25 protein-coding genes and 1 other RNA gene are annotated in these 25,443 nt (G+C 65.0%); 15 read left to right on the plus strand and 11 right to left on the minus strand.

Annotated features, from left to right (window positions below; translation table 11 throughout):
* The first annotated feature begins 6 nt into the window (after positions 1 to 6).
* The 3 genes from D779_RS04485 (at position 7) to mgtE (ending at position 3,480) form a co-directional block, all read left to right on the plus strand.
* Positions 7 to 276, plus strand: coding sequence for an HPr family phosphocarrier protein (locus D779_RS04485; RefSeq protein ID WP_043750032.1), 270 nt, complete (start codon positions 7 to 9; stop codon positions 274 to 276).
* Positions 273 to 2,030 carry a phosphoenolpyruvate--protein phosphotransferase gene (gene ptsP / locus D779_RS04490; RefSeq protein ID WP_043750036.1) on the plus strand — a complete coding sequence of 586 codons (1,758 nt, stop codon included), beginning with the start codon at positions 273 to 275 and terminating at the stop codon, positions 2,028 to 2,030. Before D779_RS04485 ends, ptsP begins: the two co-directional genes overlap by 4 nt.
* An 88-nt stretch (positions 2,031 to 2,118) precedes the next feature.
* Positions 2,119 to 3,480: a magnesium transporter gene (gene mgtE / locus D779_RS04495; protein WP_043750039.1), complete on the plus strand. Its 1,362-nt coding sequence runs from the start codon at positions 2,119 to 2,121 to the stop codon at positions 3,478 to 3,480.
* Positions 3,481 to 3,737: 257 nt separating this feature from the next.
* Here the strand turns inward: mgtE and D779_RS04500 are convergent, their stop codons facing one another.
* On the minus strand, positions 3,738 to 5,225 hold the full coding sequence (locus D779_RS04500; protein ID WP_043750042.1) for a phosphomannomutase: 1,488 nt from the start codon (positions 5,223 to 5,225) through the stop codon (positions 3,738 to 3,740).
* Positions 5,226 to 5,433: 208 nt separating this feature from the next.
* Between D779_RS04500 and D779_RS04505 the strand changes: the two genes are divergently transcribed.
* Positions 5,434 to 6,162 (plus strand): hypothetical protein, encoded by a 729-nt coding sequence (locus tag D779_RS04505; RefSeq protein ID WP_043750045.1) that lies wholly within the window; start codon positions 5,434 to 5,436, stop codon positions 6,160 to 6,162.
* A gap of 94 nt (positions 6,163 to 6,256) precedes the next feature.
* Here D779_RS04505 and yihA read toward each other — a convergent pair whose 3' ends face one another.
* The 8 genes from yihA to D779_RS04545 form a co-directional block, all read right to left on the minus strand.
* A complete protein-coding gene (gene yihA / locus D779_RS04510) occupies positions 6,257 to 6,862 on the minus strand; it encodes a ribosome biogenesis GTP-binding protein YihA/YsxC (protein WP_043750047.1) in 606 nt (201 codons plus the stop codon).
* Between the two features lie 81 nt (positions 6,863 to 6,943).
* Positions 6,944 to 7,441, minus strand: coding sequence for a cyclic pyranopterin monophosphate synthase MoaC (gene moaC / locus D779_RS04515; protein ID WP_043750050.1), 498 nt, complete (start codon positions 7,439 to 7,441; stop codon positions 6,944 to 6,946).
* A complete protein-coding gene (gene ppa / locus D779_RS04520; protein WP_043750054.1) occupies positions 7,441 to 7,989 on the minus strand; it encodes an inorganic diphosphatase in 549 nt (182 codons plus the stop codon). The genes moaC and ppa overlap by 1 nt, the downstream gene beginning before the upstream one ends.
* A 221-nt stretch (positions 7,990 to 8,210) precedes the next feature.
* Positions 8,211 to 9,464: a 6-phosphofructokinase gene (locus tag D779_RS04525; RefSeq protein ID WP_043750057.1), complete on the minus strand. Its 1,254-nt coding sequence runs from the start codon at positions 9,462 to 9,464 to the stop codon at positions 8,211 to 8,213.
* 203 nt (positions 9,465 to 9,667) lie between these two features.
* Complete coding sequence (locus tag D779_RS04530; protein ID WP_043750143.1) at positions 9,668 to 10,897, minus strand: UbiH/UbiF/VisC/COQ6 family ubiquinone biosynthesis hydroxylase; 1,230 nt, start codon at positions 10,895 to 10,897, stop codon at positions 9,668 to 9,670.
* Entirely contained in the window at positions 10,890 to 12,125 is a 1,236-nt protein-coding gene (ubiH, locus tag D779_RS04535) for a 2-octaprenyl-6-methoxyphenyl hydroxylase (protein WP_043750060.1), read from the minus strand. Before ubiH ends, D779_RS04530 begins: the two co-directional genes overlap by 8 nt.
* Before the next feature lie 217 nt (positions 12,126 to 12,342).
* Positions 12,343 to 13,647 (minus strand): Xaa-Pro aminopeptidase, encoded by a 1,305-nt coding sequence (pepP, locus tag D779_RS04540; protein WP_043750065.1) that lies wholly within the window; start codon positions 13,645 to 13,647, stop codon positions 12,343 to 12,345.
* A complete protein-coding gene (locus D779_RS04545) occupies positions 13,644 to 14,246 on the minus strand; it encodes a UPF0149 family protein (protein ID WP_232424063.1) in 603 nt (200 codons plus the stop codon). Before D779_RS04545 ends, pepP begins: the two co-directional genes overlap by 4 nt.
* A gap of 76 nt (positions 14,247 to 14,322) precedes the next feature.
* On the opposite strand from D779_RS04545, the gene D779_RS04550 reads away from it, so the two are divergent.
* From D779_RS04550 to rpiA, 5 genes are all read left to right on the plus strand, one after another.
* Positions 14,323 to 14,532 (plus strand): TIGR02449 family protein, encoded by a 210-nt coding sequence (locus tag D779_RS04550; protein WP_043750068.1) that lies wholly within the window; start codon positions 14,323 to 14,325, stop codon positions 14,530 to 14,532.
* A gap of 11 nt (positions 14,533 to 14,543) precedes the next feature.
* Positions 14,544 to 14,927 (plus strand): cell division protein ZapA, encoded by a 384-nt coding sequence (locus D779_RS04555; protein WP_232424064.1) that lies wholly within the window; start codon positions 14,544 to 14,546, stop codon positions 14,925 to 14,927.
* 14 nt (positions 14,928 to 14,941) lie between these two features.
* A non-coding RNA gene (gene ssrS / locus D779_RS21520) (6S RNA) lies at positions 14,942 to 15,127 on the plus strand.
* A 17-nt stretch (positions 15,128 to 15,144) separates the two neighbouring features.
* Positions 15,145 to 15,783 carry a 5-formyltetrahydrofolate cyclo-ligase gene (locus tag D779_RS04560; protein ID WP_052347826.1) on the plus strand — a complete coding sequence of 213 codons (639 nt, stop codon included), beginning with the start codon at positions 15,145 to 15,147 and terminating at the stop codon, positions 15,781 to 15,783.
* A 40-nt stretch (positions 15,784 to 15,823) separates the two neighbouring features.
* A complete protein-coding gene (gene rpiA / locus D779_RS04565) occupies positions 15,824 to 16,483 on the plus strand; it encodes a ribose-5-phosphate isomerase RpiA (protein WP_043750073.1) in 660 nt (219 codons plus the stop codon).
* 107 nt (positions 16,484 to 16,590) lie between these two features.
* On the opposite strand, the gene D779_RS04570 is transcribed toward rpiA, so the two are convergent.
* Positions 16,591 to 17,724: a porin gene (locus D779_RS04570; RefSeq protein ID WP_043750076.1), complete on the minus strand. Its 1,134-nt coding sequence runs from the start codon at positions 17,722 to 17,724 to the stop codon at positions 16,591 to 16,593.
* A 677-nt stretch (positions 17,725 to 18,401) separates the two neighbouring features.
* On the opposite strand from D779_RS04570, the gene D779_RS04575 reads away from it, so the two are divergent.
* The 5 genes from D779_RS04575 to D779_RS04595 all read left to right on the plus strand — a co-directional run bounded on the left by D779_RS04575 (position 18,402) and on the right by D779_RS04595 (position 23,239).
* Positions 18,402 to 19,460, plus strand: coding sequence for an ABC transporter permease (locus tag D779_RS04575; RefSeq protein ID WP_043750152.1), 1,059 nt, complete (start codon positions 18,402 to 18,404; stop codon positions 19,458 to 19,460).
* Positions 19,461 to 19,471: 11 nt separating this feature from the next.
* Positions 19,472 to 20,278 carry an ABC transporter ATP-binding protein gene (locus D779_RS04580; RefSeq protein WP_043750155.1) on the plus strand — a complete coding sequence of 269 codons (807 nt, stop codon included), beginning with the start codon at positions 19,472 to 19,474 and terminating at the stop codon, positions 20,276 to 20,278.
* Entirely contained in the window at positions 20,275 to 21,351 is a 1,077-nt protein-coding gene (locus D779_RS04585) for an MlaD family protein (RefSeq protein ID WP_043750078.1), read from the plus strand. Before D779_RS04580 ends, D779_RS04585 begins: the two co-directional genes overlap by 4 nt.
* Positions 21,348 to 22,046: an ABC-type transport auxiliary lipoprotein family protein gene (locus D779_RS04590; RefSeq protein WP_043750081.1), complete on the plus strand. Its 699-nt coding sequence runs from the start codon at positions 21,348 to 21,350 to the stop codon at positions 22,044 to 22,046. The genes D779_RS04585 and D779_RS04590 overlap by 4 nt, the downstream gene beginning before the upstream one ends.
* A gap of 179 nt (positions 22,047 to 22,225) precedes the next feature.
* Positions 22,226 to 23,239, plus strand: coding sequence for a phospholipase A (locus D779_RS04595; protein ID WP_157726314.1), 1,014 nt, complete (start codon positions 22,226 to 22,228; stop codon positions 23,237 to 23,239).
* Between the two features lie 150 nt (positions 23,240 to 23,389).
* Here the strand turns inward: D779_RS04595 and D779_RS04600 are convergent, their stop codons facing one another.
* Positions 23,390 to 24,067: a DUF2202 domain-containing protein gene (locus D779_RS04600; RefSeq protein ID WP_043750160.1), complete on the minus strand. Its 678-nt coding sequence runs from the start codon at positions 24,065 to 24,067 to the stop codon at positions 23,390 to 23,392.
* A 385-nt stretch (positions 24,068 to 24,452) separates the two neighbouring features.
* On the opposite strand from D779_RS04600, the gene D779_RS04605 reads away from it, so the two are divergent.
* Positions 24,453 to 25,337 (plus strand): YfdX family protein, encoded by an 885-nt coding sequence (locus D779_RS04605; protein WP_198295661.1) that lies wholly within the window; start codon positions 24,453 to 24,455, stop codon positions 25,335 to 25,337.
* Positions 25,338 to 25,443 lie beyond the last annotated feature (106 nt).

The following is a 25,443-nucleotide window of genomic DNA, read 5'->3' on the forward strand; positions in this document are numbered from 1 at the left end:
TGCCGGATGATTCGCAAAGAGTTCGAGATCTGCAACAAGCTGGGACTGCATGCGCGCGCCGCCGCCAAGCTGGTGCAGTGCGCCGCACGTTTCGGAAGTCATATCGAGATCGAGCGCCGCGGCCAGAGCGTCAACGGCAAGAGCATCATGGGCGTGATGATGCTCGCCGCCAGCCAGGGGACCCGGGTCATGGTCCAGGCCGATGGCGATGACGAGAACGAGGCCATCATGGCCATCGAGGCGCTGATCCGGGACCGCTTCGGAGAAGGCGAGTGACGACCGCATTTCAGGGCATCGGCATCGCCTCGGCCTGCTCGGTCGCCCTCGGGCCGGCTTTCATCGACACGCGCGGCCATCATCGGGCCACCCACGAGAGCATCGCCGACGACCAGGTCGCCGCCGAGATCGCCCGGCTCGATATGGCCATCGACTCGGCGCGCAAGGCGCTGCAGATGGTTCGCCGACAGATTCAAGGCGACAGCGCGATCCACGACTCACCCGTCGAGCTGGCCGAATTTCTCGACGCCCATCTCCTGATGCTGAACGACTCGACCCTGGTCGGCGCGGTCCGGCATATCGTCGCGCATCAGCACTGCAGCGCCGACTGGGCGCTGCAGATCCATTCCGACACCCTGATGCAGGTGTTCGACGAGATGGACGACCCCTATCTGCGAACCCGCCGCGACGACATCCAGCACGTGGTGCGCCAGATCCAGGGATTCCTGCGGCAGGACGCTCCGACGACCGATCTCGTCGAGCACGACCTGAACGGCTGCGTGGTGGTCGCCAGGGACCTCACGCCCGCGGATGCCATCCTGCTCCATCATCGCGGCGCCGTCGCCTTCGTCACCGAATACGGCGGCCCCATGTCGCACACCGCGATCCTGGCTCGCAGCCTGGGCATCCCGGCGATCATGGGGGTTCACGAGGCCACACGCTACCTGCGACCGCAGGAACTGCTGGTGGTCGACGGCGAGACCGGTACCCTGCTCGCCAATGCGGACGAGGGTACGCTCGACCATTTCCGCCAGCGTCTGCGCGCCATCGACCGACGCCAGCGCCAGCTGCGTTCCCTGGTCGACCTGCCCTCTCGGACCCGCGACGGCATCCAGATCCGCATCATGGCCAACCTCGAACTCCCCGAGGACGTCCAGATCGCCCGGGCCAAGGGCGCGATCGGCGTCGGCCTCTATCGCACCGAATTCCTCTTCATGAACCGCGACGACCTCCCGGAGGAGTCGGAGCACCTGACCACCTACGCCGAGATCATGGAGGGGCTGGAGGGCATCCCGCTCACCATCCGCACACTCGATCTGGGAGCGGACAAACGCTGCGACTCCGCCGCCGACTCGGGTGCCAGCGCCAGCAATCCGGCGCTGGGACTGAGGGCGATCCGACTCTGTCTCAAGGAGCCCGAGCTGTTCCGCCCGCAGCTGCGCGCCATCCTGCGCGCCTCGGCGCTGGGTCCCGTCCGCCTCATGCTGCCCCTGATCACCAACGTGCGTGAAGTGGAGTCGGTCCTGGAGCTGATCGCCCGGCTCAAATGCGAGCTCGACACGGAGGGACTCGGGTACGACCCCGACATGCCCGTCGGCGCCATGATCGAGATTCCGGGCGCCGCCCTGACGGCCAGATCCATCGCCCGCCACGTCGACTTTCTCTCGATCGGCACCAACGACCTGATCCAGTACACCCTCGCCATCGACCGTCTCGACGATGCGGTCAACTATCTCTACGATCCCTGCCATCCGGCCATCCTGCGCCTGATCCTCATGGCCATCGAGGCCGGCGCGGCGGAGGGCATCCCGGTCAGCATGTGCGGCGAGATGGCCGGCGACCCCCGCTTCACGCGACTCCTGATCGGGATGGGGCTGCGTGAATTCAGCATGCAGCCAGGCGCCATCCTCGATATCAAGGAAATCGTGCTGCAGGCCGATACGGGCGATCTCCGCGAACGTACCGGGCGGCTCATGGCGCATCTCGAGGACGCGGACCCGAACCGGCTGCTCGATGCGCTGAACCTCGCCTGACCTCTCTGGGATCGCCGGCCGGCTCTGGTAGCATAGGGTCTCAGAGGCATCCCGACCGACCACCCCGCGAGCGACCGACAAGGCACCTATGAGCGTCTCCGTTCCCAGCAATCCCGACGGCACCCGCTTCGACGATCTGCACCAGATCCTTCAGCAGGGCGGCATGCGTCGGGCCGCGCGCATGCTCAACGCGCTGCAGCCGGCCGAGATCGCGCATCTGCTCGAATCGCTCCCGCCCAAGGAGCGCGAGCTGGCCTGGAACCTGGTCGAGGCCGAGTACGACGGCGAGGTCCTGACCTATCTCCACGACGACGTCCGCGAGCACCTGATCCAGCTGATGGACACGGGCGAGCTGGTCGCCGCCGTGGGCAGCCTCGACACCGACGACCTGGCCGACATCTTCCAGGACCTGCCGGTCGCCATCACCCAGGAGGTTGTCAACTCGCTCGACCAGCAGCGCCGCGACCGGCTCGAAAAGGCCCTGTCCTTCCCCGAGGACAGCGCCGGCGGTCTCATGAACACCGACACTGTGACGGTGCGCCCCGAGATGACGCTCGACGTGGTGATGCGCTATCTGCGCCGGCTCAAGGACGGACTGCCGGACATCACCGACAACCTCATCGTGGTCAACCGCAAGGGGAACTATCTCGGAGTCCTCTATCTGACCGACCTGGTCACCCACGACCCCGAGGATTCGGTCGCCGAGGCCATGACGCTCGACATACAGGCCATTCCGGCGACCTGGAGCGCGCGCGAGGTGGCAACCCGGTTCGAGCAGCACGACCTGGTCACGGCGCCGGTCATCGACGAGGACGGCGGCCTGCTCGGACGCATCACGGTCGACGACGTCATGGACGTCATCCGCGAGGAGGCCGAGCACCAGTTCATGGGCCAGGCCGGTCTGTCCGAGACCGAGGACATGTTCGCCCCGGTACTGCTCAGCGCACGCCGCCGGGCGCTCTGGCTCGGGGTCAACCTGCTCACCGCCTTCCTCGCCGCCTGGGTCATCGGACGCTTCGAGGCGACCATCCAGCAGGTGGTGGCACTCGCCGTGCTCATGCCGGTGGTGGCCAGCATGGGCGGCATCGCCGGCACCCAGACGCTCACGCTCGCCATCCGCGGTATCGCGGTCGGCCAGCTCTCGATCAAAAACGCCCGCTGGCTGCTGTGGAAGGAGATGGCGGTCGCCGGCATCAACAGCGTCATCTGGGCCCTGGTGGTCGCACTCATCGCCCGGCTCTGGTTCCACGACACCAATATCGCGCTCGTGATCGGCGCCGCCATCAGCATCAACCTGCTCGCCGCCGCCTTCTCCGGGGCCATGCTCCCGCTGCTGCTCGAACGCTTCGGGATCGACCCCGCACTGGCCGGCGGCGTCATCCTCACCACGGTCACCGACGTGGTCGGTTTCCTCTCATTCCTCGGCCTGGCGACCATATTCCTGCTTTGAAGAGCTACCCGTCGCATGTTGGGCCTCCTTTCGTCGGCCCAACCTCGCCCTACCGTAGGGCGCAATAGCGACAGCGTATTGCGCCGCATGCCGGGCGCGATGAGACATCGATCGATCGCTTCCGCCGCCCCCATACGGCGCAATACGGCCGCCCCCAGATCAAACGCCGGCGGTCCATGGAGCCCCTTGTCATCGAAAAGGCGTCGCAGCCAACGAACGCAGGCGGCCTATTGCGCCCTACCCGCTGGCGGCTGAAATCATCGCCGCCAGGTCGAGAGGATCTCCATGCAGATGTCGTTCATCTCGCGGGCGCGCTCCGGGCTGTCGGACTCGGTATAGGCCCGCAGCTCGGGGGCGTTGCCCGAGGGACGCAGATGGGCGATCTCGCCGCTGTCGAAGGTAATGCGAAGACCGTCGGTGACGTCGATCCCGGCGACCGTGCCGAAATGCGCGCCGAACAGCCCCTCGATGGCCGCCTTGTCCTGGGGAAAGTCGCCGCCGACCAGTGCGGCGATTCGGGCCTGGCTGATGTGGGTCGGGAAATCCTTGAGCCGATCGCTGTAGGTGAAACGCTGCGGCAGATCGCTCGCCAGGGCCGAGAGCGGCTTGCTCCGCTCCACCGACGCCAGCAGGATGGTCACGGCGACCAGCACGGCGTCGCGCGTCGGCAGGGCCGCCAGACGGCGTCCGTCGGACTCGATATGGCTGGCGAGCAGGAATCCGCCGTTCGCCTCGTAGCCGACCACGGGTGCCAGCCCCTGCCCCAAGAGCTCCTGCATTCCTTCGATCACGAAGGGCGAACCGATCCGGGTCCGACGGACCGACTGGAAGCAGCCGCATTTCTCGACCGCCGTGTTGCTGCTCACCGGCGTCACCACGCCGCTGGCACCCAGCTGACGGGCACAGAGCACGCCAGCGATGTCGCCACGCAACCAGACGCCTTGCTCGTCACCGACCAGCGGCCGGTCGCCGTCGCCATCCGCCGAGACCAGGGCATCGAAACGCCCGTCCGCAGCCCATCGGAGCGCCAGCTCGACGTCCTCGGGCCGGATGGCTTCGGTATCGACCGGAATGAAACGCTCCGAGCGCCCGAGACGCACGATCTCCGCACCGAGCCCCGCGAGCACCTCGGCATAGGGCTCGCGCGCGACGCTCGAATGCTCGTAGATCCCGATCCTCAGACCGGCCAGACAGGCGGAGGGGAAGAAGTCGAGATAGCGCGCGACATAATCGCGATAGGCCGACGCGTCGAGTTCGGGAAGCCGCGCGGCATCCGCGTCGACGAAGGCGCCCGAGGCATCGAAGAGGCCATCGGGACACTCGACCTCCTGCTCGCGGATGCCCTCTTCGTCCTGCTTGAGGATCTCGCCCGTCGGCAGATTGAACTTGATACCGTTGCGGTCGTCCGGAATATGGCTTCCGGTGACCATCAGGCTCGGGATACCGAGGGCGAGCCCCCTGGCGGCAAGCGCCGGACTGGGGATGTGACCGTAGTTGCATGGCCGGCAGCCGAGATCCTGAACCGCGCGGGCACAGGCCGCCATGATTCTGGACGTGCTTGGACGCAGATCGCCCGCGATACCGACCGACTGGCCCGAGACCAGGATTCCGACCTCCTGGAGATAGCGCAGAAAACCGACCGTATAGGCATAACAGACCCGGTCGGTCATATCGGAGGCAAGACCACGGGCACCGCTAGTGCCGAACTTGACCCCGCTTGCTGCCATCAGATCGCCAATGTGCATGTCGCTCCTTCAGGCAGGCCGTACCCGCCGCCAATCGGTGTTTGAAGCAGGAATTCTAGCCCAGGTGGCCCGAATCGCTCATCCGCGCTGGTATGACGGTTCCGTACCAGGGTAGTCCAACCCATGGGCGACCTGCCGATCGCGGTGTACACTCGTCGAGTCAGGCACCACCCGCAGTGCTTGCGCCCAAACCGAACGAGGAGCAACGATGATCGAGCGATCCGCTTTCGCCACCTTCGCCTCAGCCACCGCATTCGCGCTGATTCTGAACCAGTTCTTGGCCCCGGGTCCGGCCCGGGCCGAGGACAGGCCGCAAAATAGGTCAGAGATCCAGAGTACGGACGGCCCCGCCCAATCGTCTCCGGCCGATGCCGCGCGTATCCAGGCGGCCGAACGTCGCGCCGCCGCCGACGCGCAACGCCGCCAGCGCTATGAGGACCTCAGGTCCCGGGCCGCCGAGGTCGGGATCGAATTGCCCGAGACGCCGCCATGGGAGGACAACGATGCCCGAATGTCAGAGCGCGGGCGATCGGCCGCCGAGCGCGAACGCCGACAGGCCGAGCGCGAGGCCCGTTGGCACCAAATGCAGCAGGAAGCGAGCGAGCGCGGAGTGCCCATGCCGGATGCATCGCCCTGGGAGGAGGCATCCAAGCACCGACAGGCGATGGCCGAACGTTACGAAGCCTATCGCAAGACCATCGAAGCCATGACCGACGAACAGCGCGAGGCCGCCCAGGCCATGTTCGGCGGCCGCTCGGACCAGAATCGCGTGCCTCGCGCCTATCCCGCCTATCCGCCTCGGAGACACTATGGGATTCCCTATTGGGAGGCCCCCTGTCACGACGACGGCACGGGGTATCCCTCGTCGGCCTATCAGTATCCCGGCCCTAGCTACGACCAGGGACCTCCGCCTCCGCCCGTCCGATCGGGCCACTGACCGGGCGCGTCGAGATCAAGCCGCTTGGCGAGGAGGGAAGGCCCATCCCTGGGGCGAACGCTGAAGCCGATCGATGCCTTCAGCCTCATCGGCGTCAGCTTTGCCCCACCTCCAGCCAGCGATCCAGCACCGCCTGGACCGACTCGACGCCCTGGCGTTCCGGGGCCGAAAAGAGCTGGACGCTCACTCGGCCGGCCCGATCGGCGACGGCGCGCTCCACCGCGAGCTGAGCCGAACGCGCGGCCCCCTTCTTGAGCTTGTCCGCCTTGGTCAGCAGCAGCAGCAGGGACATCTCGCCCTTCAGTCCCCAGGCCAGCATCTGACGATCGTAGTCGGTGAGGGGATGCCGGACGTCCATGACGATGACCAGCCCGGCCAGCGAGTGCCGGTATTCCAGATAGTGCGACAGATGTCTCTGCCACTCGAGCTTGACCGACTCCGAGACCTTGGCATAGCCGTAGCCGGGCAGATCGACCAGACGGCGCTGCTCGTCCAGTTCGAAGAAGATCAGTTGCTGGGTGCGCCCGGGCGTCTTGCTGGTCCGGGCGAGCGCCTTCTGGTGACAGATGGCGTTGATGGCGCTCGATTTCCCGGCGTTGGAGCGTCCCGCGAAGGCCACCTCGCGGCCGACGTCCTCCGGGGCCTGATCGAGCCGGTTGGCGGCGGACAGGAAGTGGGCACGCTGATAGAAGGGGTTCATCGTCGGAGCGCATCCTCGGTGAAAGACGGGAGAGATGAAGGCCGCGCCCTATGAGAAGGCGGGAGCGATGGGATGGCTGGATCAGGAGTCGGACGAGGATGTCTCGCGATCACGGACCCAATGGCCCGAGCGACCGCCGGATTTCTCGACGAGCCGGATGTCGGTCATGCTCATGCCACGATCCACGGCCTTGCACATATCGTAGATCGTCAGCAGGGAGACCTGGACCGCGCACAGCGCCTCCATCTCCACGCCGGTCTGGCCGCGGGTCTCGACGCTGGCGCGACAGCGCACGGCGTTCTCGCCAGGCCGACACTCCAGGTCGATGGCGACCTTCGTCAGACTCAGCGGATGGCAAAGCGGAACCAGATCGGCGGTCCGCTTGGCACCCATGATCCCGGCAACGCGCGCGATGCCGAGCACGTCGCCCTTGCCATGTCCACCCTGTTCGATCAGCGACAGGGTCTCCGGCTCCATCCGGATCCAGCCCTCGGCCACGGCCCGACGCCGGGTCGCGGCCTTGTCGCCCACATCGACCATGTGGGCGTCGCCCGACCGGGTGAAATGGGTCAGCGCCATCAGAAGGCCGGCTTCTCCGGTGCGTCCTCGAACATCTTGACGCTGGCCATGATCTCCTGGCACGCCTCTTCACGGCCGCCCCAGCCGCCGACGCGCACCCATTTGCCCTCGTCGAGATCCTTGTAGTGCTCGAAGAAGTGGGCGATCTGGTCGAGCAGATGCTGCGGCATGTCGCGGAAGCTCTCGACGTTGCGGTAGCCCTTGTAGAGCGTGTCGATCGGGATCGCGAGGATCTTGGCGTCGTCGCCGGATTCGTCGGTCATGGTGAGCACGCCGACCGGGCGGCACTTGATGACCGACCCCGGGATCAGCGAATAGGGGGTCACGACCAGGACGTCCACCGGGTCGCCGTCCGCGGACAGGGTATGAGGCACGTAACCGTAGTTGCATGGATAGTACATGGCGGAGGACATGAAGCGGTCGACGAACATTGCACCCGTGTCCTTGTCCATCTCGTACTTAACCGGATCGGAATGCGCCGGAATCTCGATGATGACGTTGAGGATATGGGGTACGTTGTCGCCCCGGGAAACCTTGGAAAGATCCATGAAGAGCCTCTATAGAGCCGCAAACGCTGCGGAATTTCTGAAGAAATCGAGGAAGAGTGGCGTCGCCGCGGGATCCATGGAACCAACGCAAAAAGGCCCTGAAGGGCCCGCTGCGACGTTTAGCCGGTAATTGTAATGCAAGAAGGCCTTGAAAATCCCAATGCTTGGGATTCTCAAGGAATTGTGTCCATCCCGTGGCGACGGGATGACGAGAGACGCGATCAGAGCTCGAATGCCTCCAGCTTGCGTGCCACGGGGGCGTTCTTCAGGGTCACGTATTTGGGCAGGCCGCGCTCGAACGGAGGATAGTCCTCGCCCTGGATCAGCGGGATCAGATATTCCTTGCACATTGGGGTGATGCCGAAGCCGTCCTCGGTGATGAAATCGCGCGGCATGAACTTCTCGACGTTGGCGACCTCGGACAGGGGCGCCTCGCCGACCTCCCAGGCATAGGGATCGTTGCCGAGACGCTTGACGGTCGGCATCACGGCATTGTGGCCGGCCAGCGCGAACTCGACCCCGGCGCGACCCATGGCATAGGCCTGCTCGACGTCGGTCTTGGAGGCCAGGTGGCGCGCGGCGCGCTGCAGATAGTCCGCGACCGCCCAATGGAACTTGTAGCCGGTGGCATCCTTGATCATGTTGGCCACGACCGGCGCGGCACCGCCGAGCTGGGCATGACCGAAGGCGTCACGGGTGCCCTGCTCGGCGAGGAAACGGCCGTCGGGGTATTTGGCACCCTCGGAGACGACGATGGTGCAGAAATCGAAGCGCTCGACCTTCTCCTTGACCGCGGCCAGGAAGCGCTCCTGATCGAACTGGATCTCGGGGAAGAGGATGAGGACCGGGATGTCGTGATCCTCGATCAAACCGCCGGCGGCAGCGATCCAACCGGCATGACGCCCCATCACCTCGAGCACGAAGATCTTGGTCGAGGTCTTGGACATGGAGCGCACGTCGAAGGACGCCTCCAGCGCCGAGGTCGCGATGTACTTGGCGACCGAGCCGAAGCCCGGGCAGTTGTCTGTGATCGGCAGGTCGTTGTCGACGGTCTTGGGGATGTGGATGGCCTGGACCGGATAGCCCAGCGTCTCCGACAGCTGCGAGACCTTGTAGCAGGTATCGGCCGAGTCGCCGCCGCCATTGTAGAAGAAGTAGCCGATGTCGTGGGCCTTGAAGACCTCGATCAGACGCTCGTACTCGCGCTTGTTGGCCTCCAGGCTCTTGAGCTTGTAGCGGCAGGAGCCGAAGCCGCCGGACGGGGTGTAGCGCAGGGCGGCGATCGCCTCGTCGGACTCCTGGCTGGTGTCGATCAGATCCTCGGTCAGAGCGCCGATGATGCCGTTGCGCCCGGCATAGACGTTGGCGATCTTGTCCGTGTGACGACGCGCGGTCTCGATGACACCGCAGGCCGAGGCGTTGATGACGGCGGTGACTCCACCGGATTGGGCATAGAAGGCGTTCTTCGCAGACATGTTCGTCCCCTTGTGTTCTTGGATGACAGCGGAAGGATCGAGCGGCACCGACGCGCTCAAACGTGCAGAGCGTCCACATCGGCCATCGGATCGGCGGACGCTCGTGGATCTCGCGACCGATCCGGCTCAAATGGCGGCAAGACTAACCAAAAGCGCCGGCCGGTCCAAATCGAAATCACCGCTGCATGGATGCATGCAGTGGATCAGCGCCCGGTCGAGGGGCGCGCCAGCGGCGGAAGGCCGTCGCCGAGCCCCAGCGCGCGATCCATGAAGAGACGCTTGAGCGGCAGGAGACGATCCGTGATGCGCAGCCCCAGGCCGCGCAGACCGGCGAGCGGCTCGCGATCCTGACCGAAGAGACGCTTGAATCCGTCCATGGCATAGAGCATGGCGAGATTGTCTCCGCGCCTGGCGCGCTCGTAATGTCGCAGGGTCCAGAGACCCGCTGGCGAGCGCCCGGAGGACCTGGCGAGGGTCAATGCCTCGGCCAGTTCGGCCGCGTCCAGGAAGCCGAGATTGACGCCCTGACCGGCCAGGGGATGGATGGCATGGGCCGCGTCGCCGATGAGCGCGAGACCCGGCTGTACGTACTGCTTGGCATGCTGGAGACGCAGCGGCACCGCCGCCCGGGGTCCGTCCAGCGCCAGTCGTCCCAGCCGCGACTCGAAGGAATCGGTCAGCTCGGCGGAAAAGGCATCCTCGTCCATCGCCAGGAGCTGGGCGGCGCGCGCGTCGTCCGCGGACCAGACGATGGAGCAGCGCCCGTCGGCGAGCGGCAGCAGGGCGAGCGGACCGGTCGGCAGGAAGCGCTGCCAGGCGGTCTCCTGGTGCCAGCGCTCGGTGCGGACGTTGGCGACGATCGCTTTCTGGCCGTATTCCCAACCCTCGGTCGCGATCCCGGCGAGTTCGCGGACCAGCGAGTCGCGCCCGTCGGCACCGACCAGCAAGGGCGTCTGGAGCGCGCGACCGTCGGTGAGCAGCAGGCTCCAGCCGTCCCGGGTCCGCTCCATGTCGGAAATGGCCGCGGGACACATGAGCCGGATGTCCTCGGCCGCCTCCAGCTCCTCCCAGAGCGCGAGCTGGATCGCCCGGTTCTCGACGATGTGCCCGAGATCGGACTCGCCTACGTCCAGGCTGTCGAAATGGATCTGGCCGCCGCCAACGGCGTCCCAGACATGCATCTGACGGTAGGGGCTGGCCCCCAGCACGAGGATGCGGTCCCAGGCATCGAGCCGCTGCAGCATCCGCTGGCTCGCCCGGCTCAGGGCCGAGACCCGCAGGTCGATCTCGCCGGCCGGCCACTGGCGCTGCGGCTCGCGCGGCTCGATCAGGGCGATCGCATAGCCTTGGCCGGACAGTGCCCGGGCGAAGGCCGCGCCCACCATGCCGCCGCCGACGACGATCAGATCGAAATCCAGATCCATCTCACTCATGCCGACCTCCACCAAGCGAAAGACCGCTGGCCAGCCGCGGCTGACGGCCACCCAATCCCATGAAGCGCCTGGCCAGCCGATGGCGTGCGCAGGGCAAAAGATCCACGCCCAGCATGCCGGCGGCACGCGCCATGATCAGCGGCGTCCAATCGGGGGTGAAGAGACGGACCAGGGCATCCGTCAGCCCGGCGGTCGCCTTCTGGTCGCGGGTCCGCCAGCGGCTGTAGCCGGCGAGCGTCTCGGGCGCGCCCGGATCGCGCCCATCGACCGCGCAATCCGCCAGCACATCGGCCAATCCGGCAACATCGCGCAGCCCCAAATTGAATCCCTGGCCGGCGACCGGATGAAGGGTGTGGGCCGAATTGCCGATCAGGACCACACGGTCCTGGACCGAATCGCGGGTGAGCAGGAACTTGAGCGGATAGACCCGACGCGCCGACACCTGACCGAGACGCCCGAGCCGAAAGCCGAAGCGCGCCTGCAGGCGCCCCAAGAAGTCATCGTCGTCCAGGGATAGAAGCTCCTGGGTCTCGGATTCGCGACAGGTCCAAACCACCGAGTAACGATCCGCCGTCATGGGCAGCATGGCCAGGGGGCCGCTGTCCGTGAAGCGCTCGAAGGCGACGCCGCGTTGAGGCCGGTCGGGGGTGACGGTGGCGATGACGGCATCCTGTCCGTAGTCATGCTCGGACACCTTCAGATCCAGCCCCTCGCGAATCCCCGAGTGGCCGCCGTCGGCGGCGACCAGAAGCCGGGTGCGCAGATCGACCATCTCACCGTCGGCGCGCAGACTCAGATCGACGCCGTCGCCGCAGACGCGGTGGGCCAGAAGCTGCGCCGGACGGAAGATCTCGAGATTGTTGGCGTATTCGAGCCCGATCTGGATCGCCGAGCCGATTGACCGGGCCGGGATGACGTAGCCCAGCGCCTCGACGCCCTCCTCGGCATGATCGAGACGGGTGAAGGCGCAATGCCCGCGGTCGGAGACGTGGACGCGCAGGATCGGCTCCGCCTCCGGGACCATCTCGGACCAGACGCCGATCGCGCGAAAGATGCGCTGGCTGCCGAGCGACAGGGCGATGACCCGCTCGTCGTAGCTCGGCTGGACATGCGACTGGGGCGAGACCGCCTCGATCAAGGCGACCTTGAGCCCTGTATCGGCCAGGGCGCAGGCCAGACTGCCTCCGACCAGACCACCGCCGACAATGGTGACGTCGTATTGGTACATCGCGTTCAGACCCGGGTTGGTTCGATCGTTGTTCGAGCTGTCGACCTCAAGCCATCGGCCTCCAGCGCATGCATCTGCCGTCGGTTCCCGCCCGCCGCGCTCGGCCGCTCGAGGATGGAGCGAGCGGCGCGAGCACTGCAAGCGGCACCTGTGAGGCACCGAATCGGTACCACGGTTCCCTGAGCCAAGGCCAGGCGCCGGGGGCGCCGAACCGGAATCAGCGTCGCATCAATGCCTCGATGCGGTCCGGATCCTTAGGCACGTCGCACGTCAGCACCTCGCTCCCTTTCTCGGTGATGAGCACATCGTCCTCGATGCGGATGCCGATTCCGCGATAGGGCTCAGGGACCGAATCGTCGTTCGGCATATAGAGCCCGGGCTCGACGGTCAAGACCATGCCCGGCTCCAATCTACGCCAATCGCCATCGACCTTATAGGTGCCCACGTCGTGAACGTCCATCCCCAGCCAATGACCGGTTCGGTGCATGTAATAGGGCTTGTAGGCCTCCTCTTCGACCAGTTTGCCCACCTTGCCCGAGAGGATGCCCAGACGCACCAGCCCCTTGGTGAGGACGCGAACGGCGGCATCGTGCGGCGCATTCCAGCCGGCGCCCGGACGCGCCTCGTCGATCGCGGCGAGCTGGGCCGCGAGCACCAGCTCGTAGAGTTCGCGCTGGGGCGGGGAGAAGCGCCCATTGACCGGAAAGGTCCGGGTGATGTCGGAGGCGTAGCCGTCGAGCTCGCAGCCGGCGTCGATCAGCACCAGATCGCCGTCGCGCAACGGATCGGCATTCTCGACATAGTGCAGGATGCAGCCATTGGCCCCGCCGCCCACGATGGAGGGATAGGCGAGATGGCGGGCGCCCTGCTCGGCACAGGCATGCTGGAACTCGGTCTCCAGCTCGCGCTCGCCCATGCCTGGGGCGCAGAGCCGCATCAGACGGCAATGCGCCTGAGCCGAGATCCGCGCGGCGCGGCGCATGGTCTTCTGCTCGGCGACGCTCTTGCGCAGACGCTGCTCGTGGAGCAGGGAATCGACGGCAACGAAGGTATCGGGTGCGATCGCGCCGAGCCGGATCTTGGAGCGCACCTTGTTCACCCACCCCATGACCCGCCGATCCAGATCCGGATCGATGCCGATGGGATAATAGAGCCGCTTGCGTCCCTCGATCAGCTCGGGCATGCGTTCGTCCAGATCGATCAGCGGATGCGCCTCATCGGCACCGCATCGGGCGATGGCGCCCTCGACGCCGAGCCGCCGGCCGTCCCACTGCTCGCGCTCCGGATCGCTCGGCCGGCAGAAGAGCACGAACTCGCCGTCCTTGCGCCTGGGAACCAGGGCGAGGAAGGCATCGGGCTCCGGAAAGCCGGTGAGATAGAGGAAATCGCTGTCCTGGCGAAAGGGATAGTGGACGTCACGGTTGCGCACCGCCTCTCGGGCAGCAGGCAGGATGGCGATCCCATCGCGCCCGATCGCCTTGGCCAGGGCCCGTCTGCGGCGCTTGAATTCGGCCGAGGTCATGAGCCGGCCGCTCCGGGCGCCGGGGGATTGCGCTCCTCCTGGATGAGCATGGCGGCGACCCGGACGAACTCGGTGATCTCCATCAGCGCCTCCTCGTTCTCCTCGCTCTCTTCGAGGCCGGCCAGATCCATGCGGGTCAGATCGGCGAAATCGCGGATGACCTCCCGTCCCTGCTCGGAGAGGTCGGATTCCTTCACGCCCAGCGTGCCGACCGCGAACAGAAAACCGCGAACCCAGTCGTAGACGCCGGTGGCACGTTCCAACAGCGCCGCCTCCTCGTCCGGCAGCAGGAGCCTCAATCCCTCGCTGCGGTCCCGAGCCGAGTCCGCGGCCTGCGCGCCATATTCCTCGAGATGCTGGCGTACCTCGGACGATTCGGCCGGATCCGCGTCCCGATCGGAGAACAGATGCTCGAGCCAAGCCGCCACCGGATCCTTGGATCCGCCACAGACCAGCCCGCACAAGATGCCGTGCGCCTCGCTCGGCGATGGAACCAGATGGGTGGCCTCGAGCAGATGGCCGACCTCGTGATATTCGTTGTCCGTGACCTCCCCCCGGCGCCGAGACGCGCCCAATCGCAACTCTGGACTTGGGATCATAGCATGCGCCTCTGTGCGATTGACCGCTCACGGCACCCCTTCTATAGTGCGCAGAATTTCAACGGAGTCGTGGACTTTGGCCAACTTCGACCTCGACCGACTGGAGCAACAGGTGCATGCATTGATCCAGCTGAACCGACGGCTCCGGGATGAAAATGCATCGTTGCGCGCACGTCAGGAGAGTCTGGTCGCCGAACGCAGCGAGCTGATCGAAAAAACCGAGCAGGCACGGAGCCGTGTTGAGGCAATGCTGTCCCGGTTGCGCGCGATGGAGGAAAACCTGTGATTGAAGAGCCCTTGCAAGTCAGTATCAAGATTCTCGAAAAGGAGTATCGCATCGCCTGCGAATACCATGAGCAGGACGACTTGCGGGCGTCGGCCCGTCTGCTCGATCACCGCATGCGCGAGATCCGTCAGTCCGGACGCGTGATCGGTACCGACCGGATCGCGGTCATGGCCGCGCTGAACATCGCTCACGACCTCATCCAGCTCCAGCGCTCGCGTTCGGGTTACGGCGACGATACCGGCAGACGGCTCAGACAGCTGCAGGAGCAGGTCGCTGCGGCCATGGCCGGCGATCCGCCCGCCGCCGAGCATCCCGCGTTCGAGGCGGCCGACCCGGATCACGAATCGCAACCACACTCCGAGCCCCCGCTGGACGCATCGGACGAAAGGGTATAGCCTAGTTCACAAGACACCCCCTATGGTGTTCGAGAGCGGCCTGGGTATTTTCTTGAGCCTAATCGCTACCCCGGGGATATGACGGAAACGGCTGTTGCGCATGTCCGCCACGAGCGGAAAGCCTGAAGCGGCACCGACTGTCCCCACTTGAACCATAAGGTTCAAGAACAAAGGCCTGCAACGGCACTGATGGGGGGTGTCCCTACCTCTTCATCGCATGCAGTCGTCCTCACCACCAAGGCGCGAGATCAGGCGCGCAAGACGCGCACTGCCCCCGCAGTCGCAGAGACTTCATGCCGAGGCCGTCGCCAAAAGGCTCGGTCGCCGGTTCGAGTTCCTTCACGCACGCCGCATCGCCTTCTATTGGCCCGCGGACGGAGAGCTCGATCCCCGTCCCTTGATGGCCCGAGCCCTCGCGCTCGGCAAAGAATGCCATCTCCCCGTGTTGAGCACCTCGCCAGTCCGCGCGTCGCAGCCGCCGCTCCGGTTCGCTCGCTACCGACCGCAAGCGCGTCTGCGCCCCAATCGATACGGCATTCCAGAGCCTGTCGCGGCTGGATCGCAGCTGCTGACCGCCAGGCATTTGGACCTGCTGATCCTGCCGCTGGTCGCATTCGACGCGACCTGCAACCGCATCGGAATGGGCGGAGGCTATTACGACCGCAGCCTCGCGTTTCTCAGATTTCGAAACCGCTGGCGACGCCCGAGACTGATCGGCGTGGCTCACGAATGCCAGCGTCTGGAGCAAATCGAACCGGCACCATGGGATGTCCGGCTCGATGCCGTCGCGACCGAGTCCCGCCTGTACGGCACCAGAGAACCCCGAGGAATCGGCCCCACGGGCTCTCTGCTATGATTCGCCCCCCAATAAGGATCCAACCGGAGGACAACAAGAGATGAACCAGGACGACCTCAAACGTCAGGCCGCCGAGGCCGCGCTCGATCATGTCGAAGGCGGCGTGATCGGCGTCGGAACGGGCTCGACCGTCAATCACTTCATCGACGCGCTCGCCACCGTCAAGAGTCGCATCGAGGGCGCGGTTTCGAGCTCCGAGGCGTCGACGGCGCGCCTGCGCCAGCACGGAATCGAGGTGCTCGATCTCAATGCGACCGGCGAGCTGTCGCTCTATGTGGACGGGGCGGACGAATCCAACGGTCGTCTCGAACTGATCAAGGGCGGCGGCGGGGCCTTGACGCGCGAAAAGATCGTCGCGGCCGCCAGCAGGCAGTTCGTCTGTATCGCCGACGAATCCAAGCTGGTCGATCGGCTCGGCGCATTCCCATTGCCCGTCGAGGTCATTCCAATGGCGCGCAGCTATGTCGCACGGGAATTGGTCCAGCTCGGCGGAACCCCCGTCTGGCGGGATGGCTTCGTGACCGACAACGGCAACCTCATCCTCGACGTCCACAACCTTCAGATCGAAGCCCCGGCCGAACTGGAGACCCGAATCAACGCCATCGCCGGAGTCGTGACGGTCGGAATCTTCGCCTTGAGACCGGCGGATGTGTTGATCCTCGGCTCGGCACAGGGCCCCAGGACACTGACCCGTCCCTGATCCCGGAGCGCCATCCAGCCATTGGATCTTCGCGAGGGAATGGAGACGCAAACGAAAACGGGGCCCGAAGGCCCCGTTTTCCATTCTAAAGCGATGGGATATCGCGATTAGAAGCTGTGGATCATACCGACGGAGAAGCCGTCCCAATCCGAATCCGGCGCATCGTCGTCGTACTGGGTGTAGAGGACGTAGGCCTTGGTGCGCTTGCTCAGGCTGTGGTCGAAGGCGATCGCCCAGGTGTAGTAATCACCCTCGATGGAATCCTTGAATTCGCTGAGGTTGTCGGCGTCGTCGAAGCGGCCGTCACGATTGCCGCTGCCGTACATGGCCTTGACCATGTTGTTGCCGAAGGAATAGCCGGCCTGGATCTGCCAGAGCTTCAGCTTCTCGGGCTCGGTGCTCGGAGAGAGCTGGCCGGCCGGAAGATCGGACTGCTCTTCATAGATACCGGTCAGGGTAAAGCCGTTCCAGTCCATCAGGCCGAGACCGACACGCCACTTGGTGTAGTCGTCGCCGACATGAGCGGGGTCCAGGCTGCCCAGTTCGCTGGCGACGGTGTCCATGAACAGCTCGCTGCCCAGGGACTCGTAGGCCAAGGACGCATAGAAGGGGCCGTTGCTGTAGATACCGGCGACGGAGTAGGCCTCGGCCAGGCTGTCGGAGTTGTAGTTGGTGCCGTAACCAGCCGTGGAACCGCCGCCGGCGACCATGGCCGCGGCCAGCTGGAAGCCGCTGAGGCTGGGGCTGATGTAGGCGACAGCATTGTCGGCACGGATATCGTCGAAGCCGACGGTGCCGTTGTAGTCGGCCATGGTGTCGGAGAAGAGATCCAGCTTGCCGGTGGAGATCTTCATCGGGGTGTCGTGACGACCGACCAGGAAGGTACCCCAGCCGCCGGCCAGACCCACGTAGCTGTTACGCATGGAAACGGTGTCGTTGCCCCCGGAGGCGATGTTGCCGGAGGTGCTTTCCTCAGTCATCTTGATGCCGAACTCGACCTGGTAAATGGCCTTGAGCCCGTTGCCCAGATCCTCGGAACCCTTGACGCCGATGCGGTTGGCGCGACCCTCGCCAGGAACGGCGCCCTTGCCATTGAGGCCCCAGCCCTTGAAGTCGGTGGCGTCGACATCGGCGTAGTCGATGGACATATGCAGCTTACCGTAGAGGATGGCCTCTGCCATCGCTGCGGTCGGAGCAACCATTGCGGCGGCGACCGCCAGGGTAAGAAGTTTCTTGTTCATGCTGTTCTCCGCTGTTGTGAATTTGTCAGATTGACTGCAGAAACCGAGCGCAATCATGCTTTGCGCTGTGAACTATAGAGGACGACATGGCGTTTTGCAACAGATTGGGCGAAAAAAGACACATCGAGCCGATGTGTATCATTTTCGCACTCAACAAGCCATCAGGTATCTGCATTCGCAGGATAACAGCCTGAAAAATGACCGATCGACCGAATCCAGTCAAGCTGACAAATACCCTAACCCCGCCCCGGACAGCCCTCGAAAAATCCTCCGTACCGCACCCTTAGCCGAAACACCCCGACACCTGACGCAAGACGAAACGACAGGAATCCGCGCCGCCCATCGAAGCGGACCCGAAACGCCCCGAGAAGCCCCGCCGACGACATCCTGTTGCGAGCAGCACACATCACTTGAATCGGCCACCCGGGTTCGGCCAAACGACAGCCCGCCGTCCCAGGCCGAATAAAATCTTTACAATCATCGACATAATGAGACGCCGAGCCAGGACTCAAAATGCGGCGGAATATCCGCACCGTCGGAATCCCGCCCTCCAACCATACCGACGCCAGAGCCGTCCCAAGACCGAAGCCCCCTGCAACATCCTCCAGCCGAGACTATCTTGATCGAATATGGATGCGACACCTCGCCCATCATGCGAATCTCCCGAGCCGGATCTGATGCTGGACGAGCAACTCACCGCATTCACCATCGCACCGGTCTGGGAACGCGCCCTGGCTCTCCTCCAGGCTCATCCGAAACGCGAGATCCTGATCGATGCCTCGCGACTGAAACGCATCGACGACACGGGAATCGCATTCTTATATGAGCTGAGACAAGAAACGCGCGCGCCTGGAACCGGGGTCATCATCCGAAACCTGTCTCCGGAATTGTCCGCGCTCGTCCCCGACTATCCAGCGAGCGAGCTGGGGACTCGCCCCGAATCGCCGCCATCCCGTCCCGCCATCGAGCAGCTGGGATACGTGACGCGCCGGAAGATGCGCCAGATCGGGAACTGGCTGGACTTCATCGCCGACTGCGCCAGGACGCTCGGTCCGCTCTCCAGACGCGGAAACCCGATCCGATGGCGCGAGACCCTGGACATCGCGGCCGAGGCCGGGGCCAACGCAGTCCCCATCGTTCTGCTGATCGGCTTTCTCATGGGCGTCATCATCGCCTTCGAGATCGCTCTGGTGGCGCGCGAATTCGGCGCCGTCATCTTCGTCATCGACGGTGTCGGCATCGCGATGCTGCGCGAGCTCGGCCCGCTCATGACGGCGATCCTGTTCGCCGGGCGCTCGGGCGCGGCCTTCGCCGCCCAGATCGGCACCCAGAAGGTGAACGAGGAGCTCGACGCCATCCGGACCTTCGGCCTGGATCCAATCCATTTCCTGGTATTGCCGCGACTCCTGGCCGCCGCGCTGGTGGTCCCGCTGCTGACCGTCTTCGCCGACGTGGTCGGGCTGTTCGGCGGCGCGCTGGTGCTGATCCGTTTCGACATCGGGCTATACCAATTCTACTATCGGCTCCTGAGCGTCGTGGAGCTCGAGGACCTCTTCGTCGGACTCCTCAAGGCGGCCACATTCGGTCTCGCCATCGCCGCGATCGGCTGTCGGCGGGGGCTGACCACCGGGGCCGGGGCCACGGCGGTCGGGCTCTCCGCGACCGGCGCCGTGGTGACGAGCATCGTCTGTATCGTAGTGCTGGACGGCCTCTTCACCATCCTGTTCGACGCATGAACGGAGACCGGATGCCGCTCCCCGAATCATGCCCGACGGCTACCAACCCGAGCGGCACTCGCGGCCCGATCGTCAGCGTGCGCGGGCTCGCGATCGGATACGGGAGCCAACCCATCCTGGAAGACCTCTGGTTCGACGTGGAGCGCGGAGAGATCCTGGTGATCCTGGGTGAATCGGGTTGCGGCAAATCGACCCTGATGAAGGGCATGACCGGTCTGCAGCGGCCATTGAGCGGAGACGTTCTGATCGACGGGGAAAGCATCGTCATGGCCGATCCGGCCACCAAGGCACGGCTGCAGCGCGGGCTGGGCATCACCTATCAGAGCGGTGCCCTGTTCGGATCCCTGAGCGTCCTGGAGAACGTCCGCTTCCCGCTCGACGAGTTCACACGCATCGGCTTGCGGCAGCGCAATCTGATCGCCCGCATGCTGCTGCATCTGGTCGAACTCGGGCACGCCGAGACCATGATGCCCGCGGAACTGTCCGGCGGCATGATCAAGAGGGCGGGAATCGCGCGCGCCATGGCGCTGGGAGCCGACATCCTCATGCTGGACGAACCCTCGGCGGGACTCGACCCCATCACGGCGGCCAACCTGGACCGCACCATCCTCGATCTGCGTCGGCGACTGGGATTCACTTTCGTGGTCGTCACCCACGAGCTGCAGAGCATCTTCACCATCGCCGACCGGGCGATCATGCTCGATGCCGAAAGTCGAGGCATCATCGCCATGGGATCGCCCGCCGACCTGCGCGATCGCAGCCAGGACCCGCGGGTGCGGCAGTTCTTCAACCACCGCCCCGATACCCCGCCCGCATGACCCTGGAGACACGCATGGACGAGAGCCGCACCTACCGCCGACTCGGCCTCTTCGTGATCCTTGCTCTCGCGTTGCTGCTCGGGCTGATCTTTCAGCTCGGCGTCCGCGACATGCTGCGGCCGAATCTGGTCATCGAGACCTATTTCGACCAATCCGTCGCCGGACTGGAGGTGGGATCGGCAGTCAATTTCCGCGGCGTGGCCGTGGGACAGGTGAGCGAGATCCAGCTGTCCTCCGTGACTTACGAGCGCGAGAAGCCGCTGGACGAACGCCGGGCCTATATCCTCGTCAGGGCACGAATCACCGGACCCGAGGCCCTCATCGGCCAATGGAGCCAGGAGATTCCCAGCTATGTCGCCCGAGGACTGCGCGCCCAAACCCAGCTCGCGGGCGTCACCGGTCAGCTCTATCTGGTCCTCGACTATTTCGATCCCGTACGCTACCCCGCGCTGCCCTTCGACTGGGAACCCCTCAACCCCTATATCCCCTCGGCACGCAGTCTTCCGGGCGAATTCATCGCCGATGCCCAGAAGCTCCTCGCGGCGCTCAACGAGGCCGGAATCAGCGAACTGGGGGGCAATCTCAATCTTCTGGTCGCGCAATTGAGCCAGGATCTCGGCCAATTGCAGATCCAGGAGTTGACGGACGCACTGCAGGGTCTGATCGCCGACGCCCGGGGTCTGGTCCGAAGACTGGATCGCATGCTCGACACGACCCCCATCGATGAGGCGGTCCAGAATGTCTCCAAAACCGCCGAGCGGCTGGAGAGGCTCCTCGCCGACCCGAACATCGGACGCACGCTCGAGGACACCGCGGCGCTCTCGGCCCGGCTGCGCAAGATCGCCGACCAGGCCCCGCTCGGACGCATGCTGGACACCCTGGACCGGACGGCCGAACGACTCGAGGCCGTCGTCGGTGACAATCAATACGACGTCCGCGTCATGATCGAGGATCTCAGAGCCGCGGCGGACAATCTCCGCGACCTGTCCGAGACACTGAAACGGGACCCGAGCTCGATCATCATCGGGCGCCCTGCCCGGCCCATCGACATCCCCTGGAGAGACAGCCAATGACCCCACGGAGCCGACACCAACGGCTGGGCTCGCCCGGTCTGATTCCGACGCTCGGCCTGCTTGCGGCGCTCGGCGGATGCGCGCTCGGCACTCCACGCCCCGAGCCCACCACCTACGCCATCGAAATCCCAACCCCATCGGTCCGGCCCGCCCGTGACGCAGGACGCCTCGCGCTCGGAAGGGTGAGAGTCGCCCCCGAGTTCTCAGGCCGGGAGTTGGTCGTGCGACTGGACTCGGTCCGCTACGCAACGGACCCCGAGCATGTCTGGATCGCCGATCCAAAAGACCTCATCGGATCCGCCATCGCCAGCTGGCTCGAAGAGGCGGGTCCATTCGAATCCGTCGGTCGACCAGGTGAGACGAACGGCGCCTCCCGAATCCTCGACGTCCTGGTCACCCGGTTCCATGGCGACCTGCGGCCGGATCGCCCGCCAGCGGCGGTGGCCGCCGCCCAATTCCGGCTCCTGGACCCCGGGTATCCGACACCGAAGGTCGTCATGGAACGCACCATCGCCAGACGCGTCCCGCTCGCCGACCCAACCCCCACCCTTATGATCGAGGCCATGGGTCAGGCATTCGCCGACATTCTGGAAGAGCTGCTGGAGCGACTGCCCCGACCGGACGCAAACTCCCACTCCGGAATCCCTTGGCCCCGGGGACGAGCGAGAGGCGCGGGCATGGATTACACGACTTGAAATCGACCGGGCGACGGACCATAGTGGCCGCGCAACCGCTGCACAAGGCCACCAGAATGAAGGCGTTATCGAAAGCAACGAGACCGGAAGACGCACCATTGGCCATGCGCCCCGTTCGAGCACTCCCGACGAGATGTCCATCCCGCCGCTCCAAGTCCACCCTGGGGTCGCTCTTCCTCGTGCCCCTCCTCGTAGCGACCGCCGACCTGACGGCCAATGCGGATCTGGCCGAGGGGCTCTCCCGCTGCGCCGCCATCGAACGCTCGAGCGCCAGGCTGGCCTGCTTCGATGCGCTCGCCTCCCATGAGACTCCGAAAGCCGTCACCGGACCTCGGCCGCCCCCCATCCCCGAAACCCAGGCCCCTCGCGAGATCGAGAGCGCGCCCATGACCGCCTCCACGACACCAGCGGCCTCGGCCGCACGGAGCCTGGCCGAGGATCTCGACCGGCGCCGATCGCTCGGCGTCAGACTCTATCGGCCCAACTATCTGCTTCCGGTGACCTACAACGACAATCCGAACCGCAACATCCCGGATGAGGAGCGGCTCGACATCCCCTTCCTCGGGGACGCGCTCGACAATGTCGAAATGAAGTTTCAGATCAGCTTCGAGGTTCCGCTCTGGACCGACATCCTCGAGCGCGACCTGGATGTCTATTTCGCCTATACCCAGCTCGCCTTCTTCCAGGCCTACAATCAGGAATATTCTTCGCCATTCCGCGAGACCAATTACGAGCCCGAACTGGGCCTGAACTGGCAGCCGGACCTTTCGCTGCTGGGCTGGCGGCTGCACTCGACGCGCCTCATGCTCGACCACCAGTCCAACGGACGCTCGGATCCCCTGTCGCGCAGCTGGAACCGCCTGATCGGACAGGCCGAGGCCGACCGCGGTCCATACCATCTGGCCCTGCGGATCTGGTCGCCCCTGGAGCCCAATCCCTCGGACAACCCGGACATCTACGAATATCTCGGCTACGGCGAGCTCCATGCCGGCTACGACCTGGGCAAGCAGCATGTCAGCCTGATGTTCCGCAATCCGACGCATCCCAGCGTTCAGATCGACTGGACCTACAGCCTGGGCGGCGCGGTGAAACTCTACCTGCAGTACTTCAACGGCTATGGAGAGAGCCTGCTCGACTTCGACCACTCGGTGAATCGGATCGGCCTCGGCTTCCTGCTGAACGAATGGCCGTGAGATCCGCTGGCGACCCCGGAACGACTCGGACGCGATTCGCCGCTCCCACCCTCCAGACCTGGATCGGCCCGCGAGCCGACACCTGGATTCCGACGCGCGTCACACTCATGCGACCAGCGGCTGGAGAGACGCGGCCGGAACCCCGAGCGCTCAATTCCGACCGCCCTGCCCCCGCCCACCCTGACCGCCACCATTGCCGCCACGTTCCATGGACTGGCCGAGGATTTCATCGACCTCACCCTGCTCCATGGCCTGAGCGGCGTAGACGAGTCCAAGCCGCTCGATCTCGCCGACGAAGGCCCGCAGATGGTTGCGCGATCCGCGCTGCAGGTTGGAATAGAGCATTTCGAGATCCGGATTGCCGATCGTGTCCTGCAACGCCTGTCTCAGGTCGAGGATATCCGTCTCCTCGATCAGCGCCGCGGCCAGCAGGGCCTCCTGGTAGCCGACCGCCCCCTGGTCCACCAGGGTGTCGTAGAGCGACTGCAAGATCCCATCATTGAAGACCCCGATCCGATCCGAGGCCGGATCTTCGAGACCGTAGCGGTCCAGGGCATCCCCGACCGCATCCATATGTCTCTGCTCGGAGTCCGCGACGTTGCCGAAGAGTACCGCGTCCCACTGCTCTTGCATCATGATGTAGACGTCGCGAGCCAGCTTTTCCTCCTCGCGCATATAGAGCAGATGCGGCAACTCGAACTCGTCCAGTTCGCCCAGAACCTGTTGTCCACCGCCTTGCCCGCCATTGAAGCCGGCCGCCAGTAGCGGAGCCGCGGTGAACACAGCGCTCAGGGCGATGACGGCAAGATGGGATCGACGCGTACGCATGATGGTCTCCTCGTGTGTGAAACAGATGACGTGCACACACCCTAACGCACAGGAAATGCCAACAGACGAGTCTTTTTACATCAATGATTTACGCGATTGATGCGATGGAGCGCGTCGACGATCGACGTGCGGGTCGACAGAATTGTCGAGGCTCGGCAGACATGATTCCCGATCTCTGCGGCAGACCCAGAACGCCTCCAGCCTCGACACCAGACCAGCCAACCGGCTGGCTTAACTCGAATTAATCCGATCGCCACCGGTCGTTAAGGTGCCCCGTCCGATACTGTCCACGTCGGAAAGAAGACTCGCGCTGGAACCGGATCCTCAGGATCCATCAGGCAGATGCCCTCGGACACAAGTTGCCATCATGCAAGAGGAGACTTCGATGAAACGCACCTATCAGCTCACGACCGCCGCCCTGATCGCATTGGCCTTCGTCGGCGTCACGCGACACGCCGCGCAGGCGGACAATACTGAGGCGCCATCCACCGATGCGAGCACCATCAGCACGCTCGTGACCGGCGGACCCTCGGCAAAACAGCAGACCGAACTCTCCGAGCACGGCCTGGCCGCCGCTCAGGACATCCGTCTGGCACGACTGGCGATCAACGACGGCTATGTCGACAGCGCCAAAAAGCTGCTCGCCGAAAGCCGCACGCTGCTCGATCAGGTCAGAAAGGAGGACCGGCCGGTGACGGTGACGACCGACGTCAAGACTGGCGACAAGAAGGTCGAACACACGCGTAACAAGGAGCGTCTGGACCTGATCCCCATCTTCTCCGAGTTGGAGGTCATGGAGGGATTCGAGGTCCCGGACGATGGTGCCACGGCCAACGAGACACCGGCGACGGCAGAGACCAGCGCCGACGCCAAACAGGCAGCATCGAGCAGCCAACCGTCGCCGGAACGGAACGGCGCCCAGACCCAGGCCCGAGACAAGGCCATCTCCGAGGCGAAGGCCCAGTTGCGTCAAGGGGATCGGCAGGCGGCCGCCAAGGCGCTCGAGCTGGCCGACCTGACTTTGATCACTCGGGTCGTCAGCCTGCCGCTGGAGGAAACCAGTCAAGGCGTGGACAAGGCGATCGAAATGCTCGATCAGGGCAAGCTGCACGAGGCGAACATGGCGCTGAAGCGTATCCAGGATAGTCTGGTCATGACCACGGCGGCCGTCGCCGAACCAGTCGCCCAGACCGTATCGTCCAACGCGGCCGCCACTCAGGCCAATGCCCAAACCGCCCAGACGGATTCCGCAAAGACCAAGACCAACTGACCAAGGTCGTCCTCGGCCGGTCGGCCGCCGGAGGAAGCCGACCGGCCGCGAAGGGGAGACGGGGCGACCGCGCCCCTCCCCCTTCGACATCGGGTCCTCACCCGCC

The organism is Imhoffiella purpurea (assembly GCF_000585215.1).
GTDB lineage: Bacteria > Pseudomonadota > Gammaproteobacteria > Chromatiales > Chromatiaceae > Imhoffiella > Imhoffiella purpurea.

Excerpts from the sequence above, each read along its gene's own strand:
- D779_RS04570 (WP_043750076.1), bottom strand. The coding sequence starts at position 17,724 with ATGAACAAGAAACTTCTTACCCTGGCGGTCGCCGCCGCAATGGTTGCT.
- D779_RS04525 (WP_043750057.1), bottom strand. The coding sequence starts at position 9,464 with ATGTCTGCGAAGAACGCCTTCTATGCCCAATCCGGTGGAGTCACCGCC.
- moaC (WP_043750050.1), bottom strand. The coding sequence starts at position 7,441 with ATGGCGCTGACCCATTTCACCCGGTCGGGCGACGCCCACATGGTCGAT.
- D779_RS04485 (WP_043750032.1), top strand. The coding sequence starts at position 7 with ATGATTCGCAAAGAGTTCGAGATCTGCAACAAGCTGGGACTGCATGCG.
- rpiA (WP_043750073.1), top strand. The coding sequence starts at position 15,824 with ATGAACCAGGACGACCTCAAACGTCAGGCCGCCGAGGCCGCGCTCGAT.
- D779_RS04575 (WP_043750152.1), top strand. The coding sequence starts at position 18,402 with ATGCTGGACGAGCAACTCACCGCATTCACCATCGCACCGGTCTGGGAA.
- D779_RS04600 (WP_043750160.1), bottom strand. The coding sequence starts at position 24,067 with ATGCGTACGCGTCGATCCCATCTTGCCGTCATCGCCCTGAGCGCTGTG.
- D779_RS04530 (WP_043750143.1), bottom strand. The coding sequence starts at position 10,897 with ATGAGTGAGATGGATCTGGATTTCGATCTGATCGTCGTCGGCGGCGGC.
- ppa (WP_043750054.1), bottom strand. The coding sequence starts at position 7,989 with ATGGATCTTTCCAAGGTTTCCCGGGGCGACAACGTACCCCATATCCTC.
- D779_RS04500 (WP_043750042.1), bottom strand. The coding sequence starts at position 5,225 with ATGCACATTGGCGATCTGATGGCAGCAAGCGGGGTCAAGTTCGGCACT.
- yihA (WP_043750047.1), bottom strand. The coding sequence starts at position 6,862 with ATGAACCCCTTCTATCAGCGTGCCCACTTCCTGTCCGCCGCCAACCGG.
- D779_RS04605 (WP_198295661.1), top strand. The coding sequence starts at position 24,453 with ATGAAACGCACCTATCAGCTCACGACCGCCGCCCTGATCGCATTGGCC.
- D779_RS04590 (WP_043750081.1), top strand. The coding sequence starts at position 21,348 with ATGACCCCACGGAGCCGACACCAACGGCTGGGCTCGCCCGGTCTGATT.
- D779_RS04585 (WP_043750078.1), top strand. The coding sequence starts at position 20,275 with ATGACCCTGGAGACACGCATGGACGAGAGCCGCACCTACCGCCGACTC.
- pepP (WP_043750065.1), bottom strand. The coding sequence starts at position 13,647 with ATGACCTCGGCCGAATTCAAGCGCCGCAGACGGGCCCTGGCCAAGGCG.
- D779_RS04505 (WP_043750045.1), top strand. The coding sequence starts at position 5,434 with ATGATCGAGCGATCCGCTTTCGCCACCTTCGCCTCAGCCACCGCATTC.
- mgtE (WP_043750039.1), top strand. The coding sequence starts at position 2,119 with ATGAGCGTCTCCGTTCCCAGCAATCCCGACGGCACCCGCTTCGACGAT.
- D779_RS04580 (WP_043750155.1), top strand. The coding sequence starts at position 19,472 with ATGCCGCTCCCCGAATCATGCCCGACGGCTACCAACCCGAGCGGCACT.
- D779_RS04545 (WP_232424063.1), bottom strand. The coding sequence starts at position 14,246 with ATGATCCCAAGTCCAGAGTTGCGATTGGGCGCGTCTCGGCGCCGGGGG.
- D779_RS04560 (WP_052347826.1), top strand. The coding sequence starts at position 15,145 with ATGCAGTCGTCCTCACCACCAAGGCGCGAGATCAGGCGCGCAAGACGC.
- ubiH (WP_043750060.1), bottom strand. The coding sequence starts at position 12,125 with ATGTACCAATACGACGTCACCATTGTCGGCGGTGGTCTGGTCGGAGGC.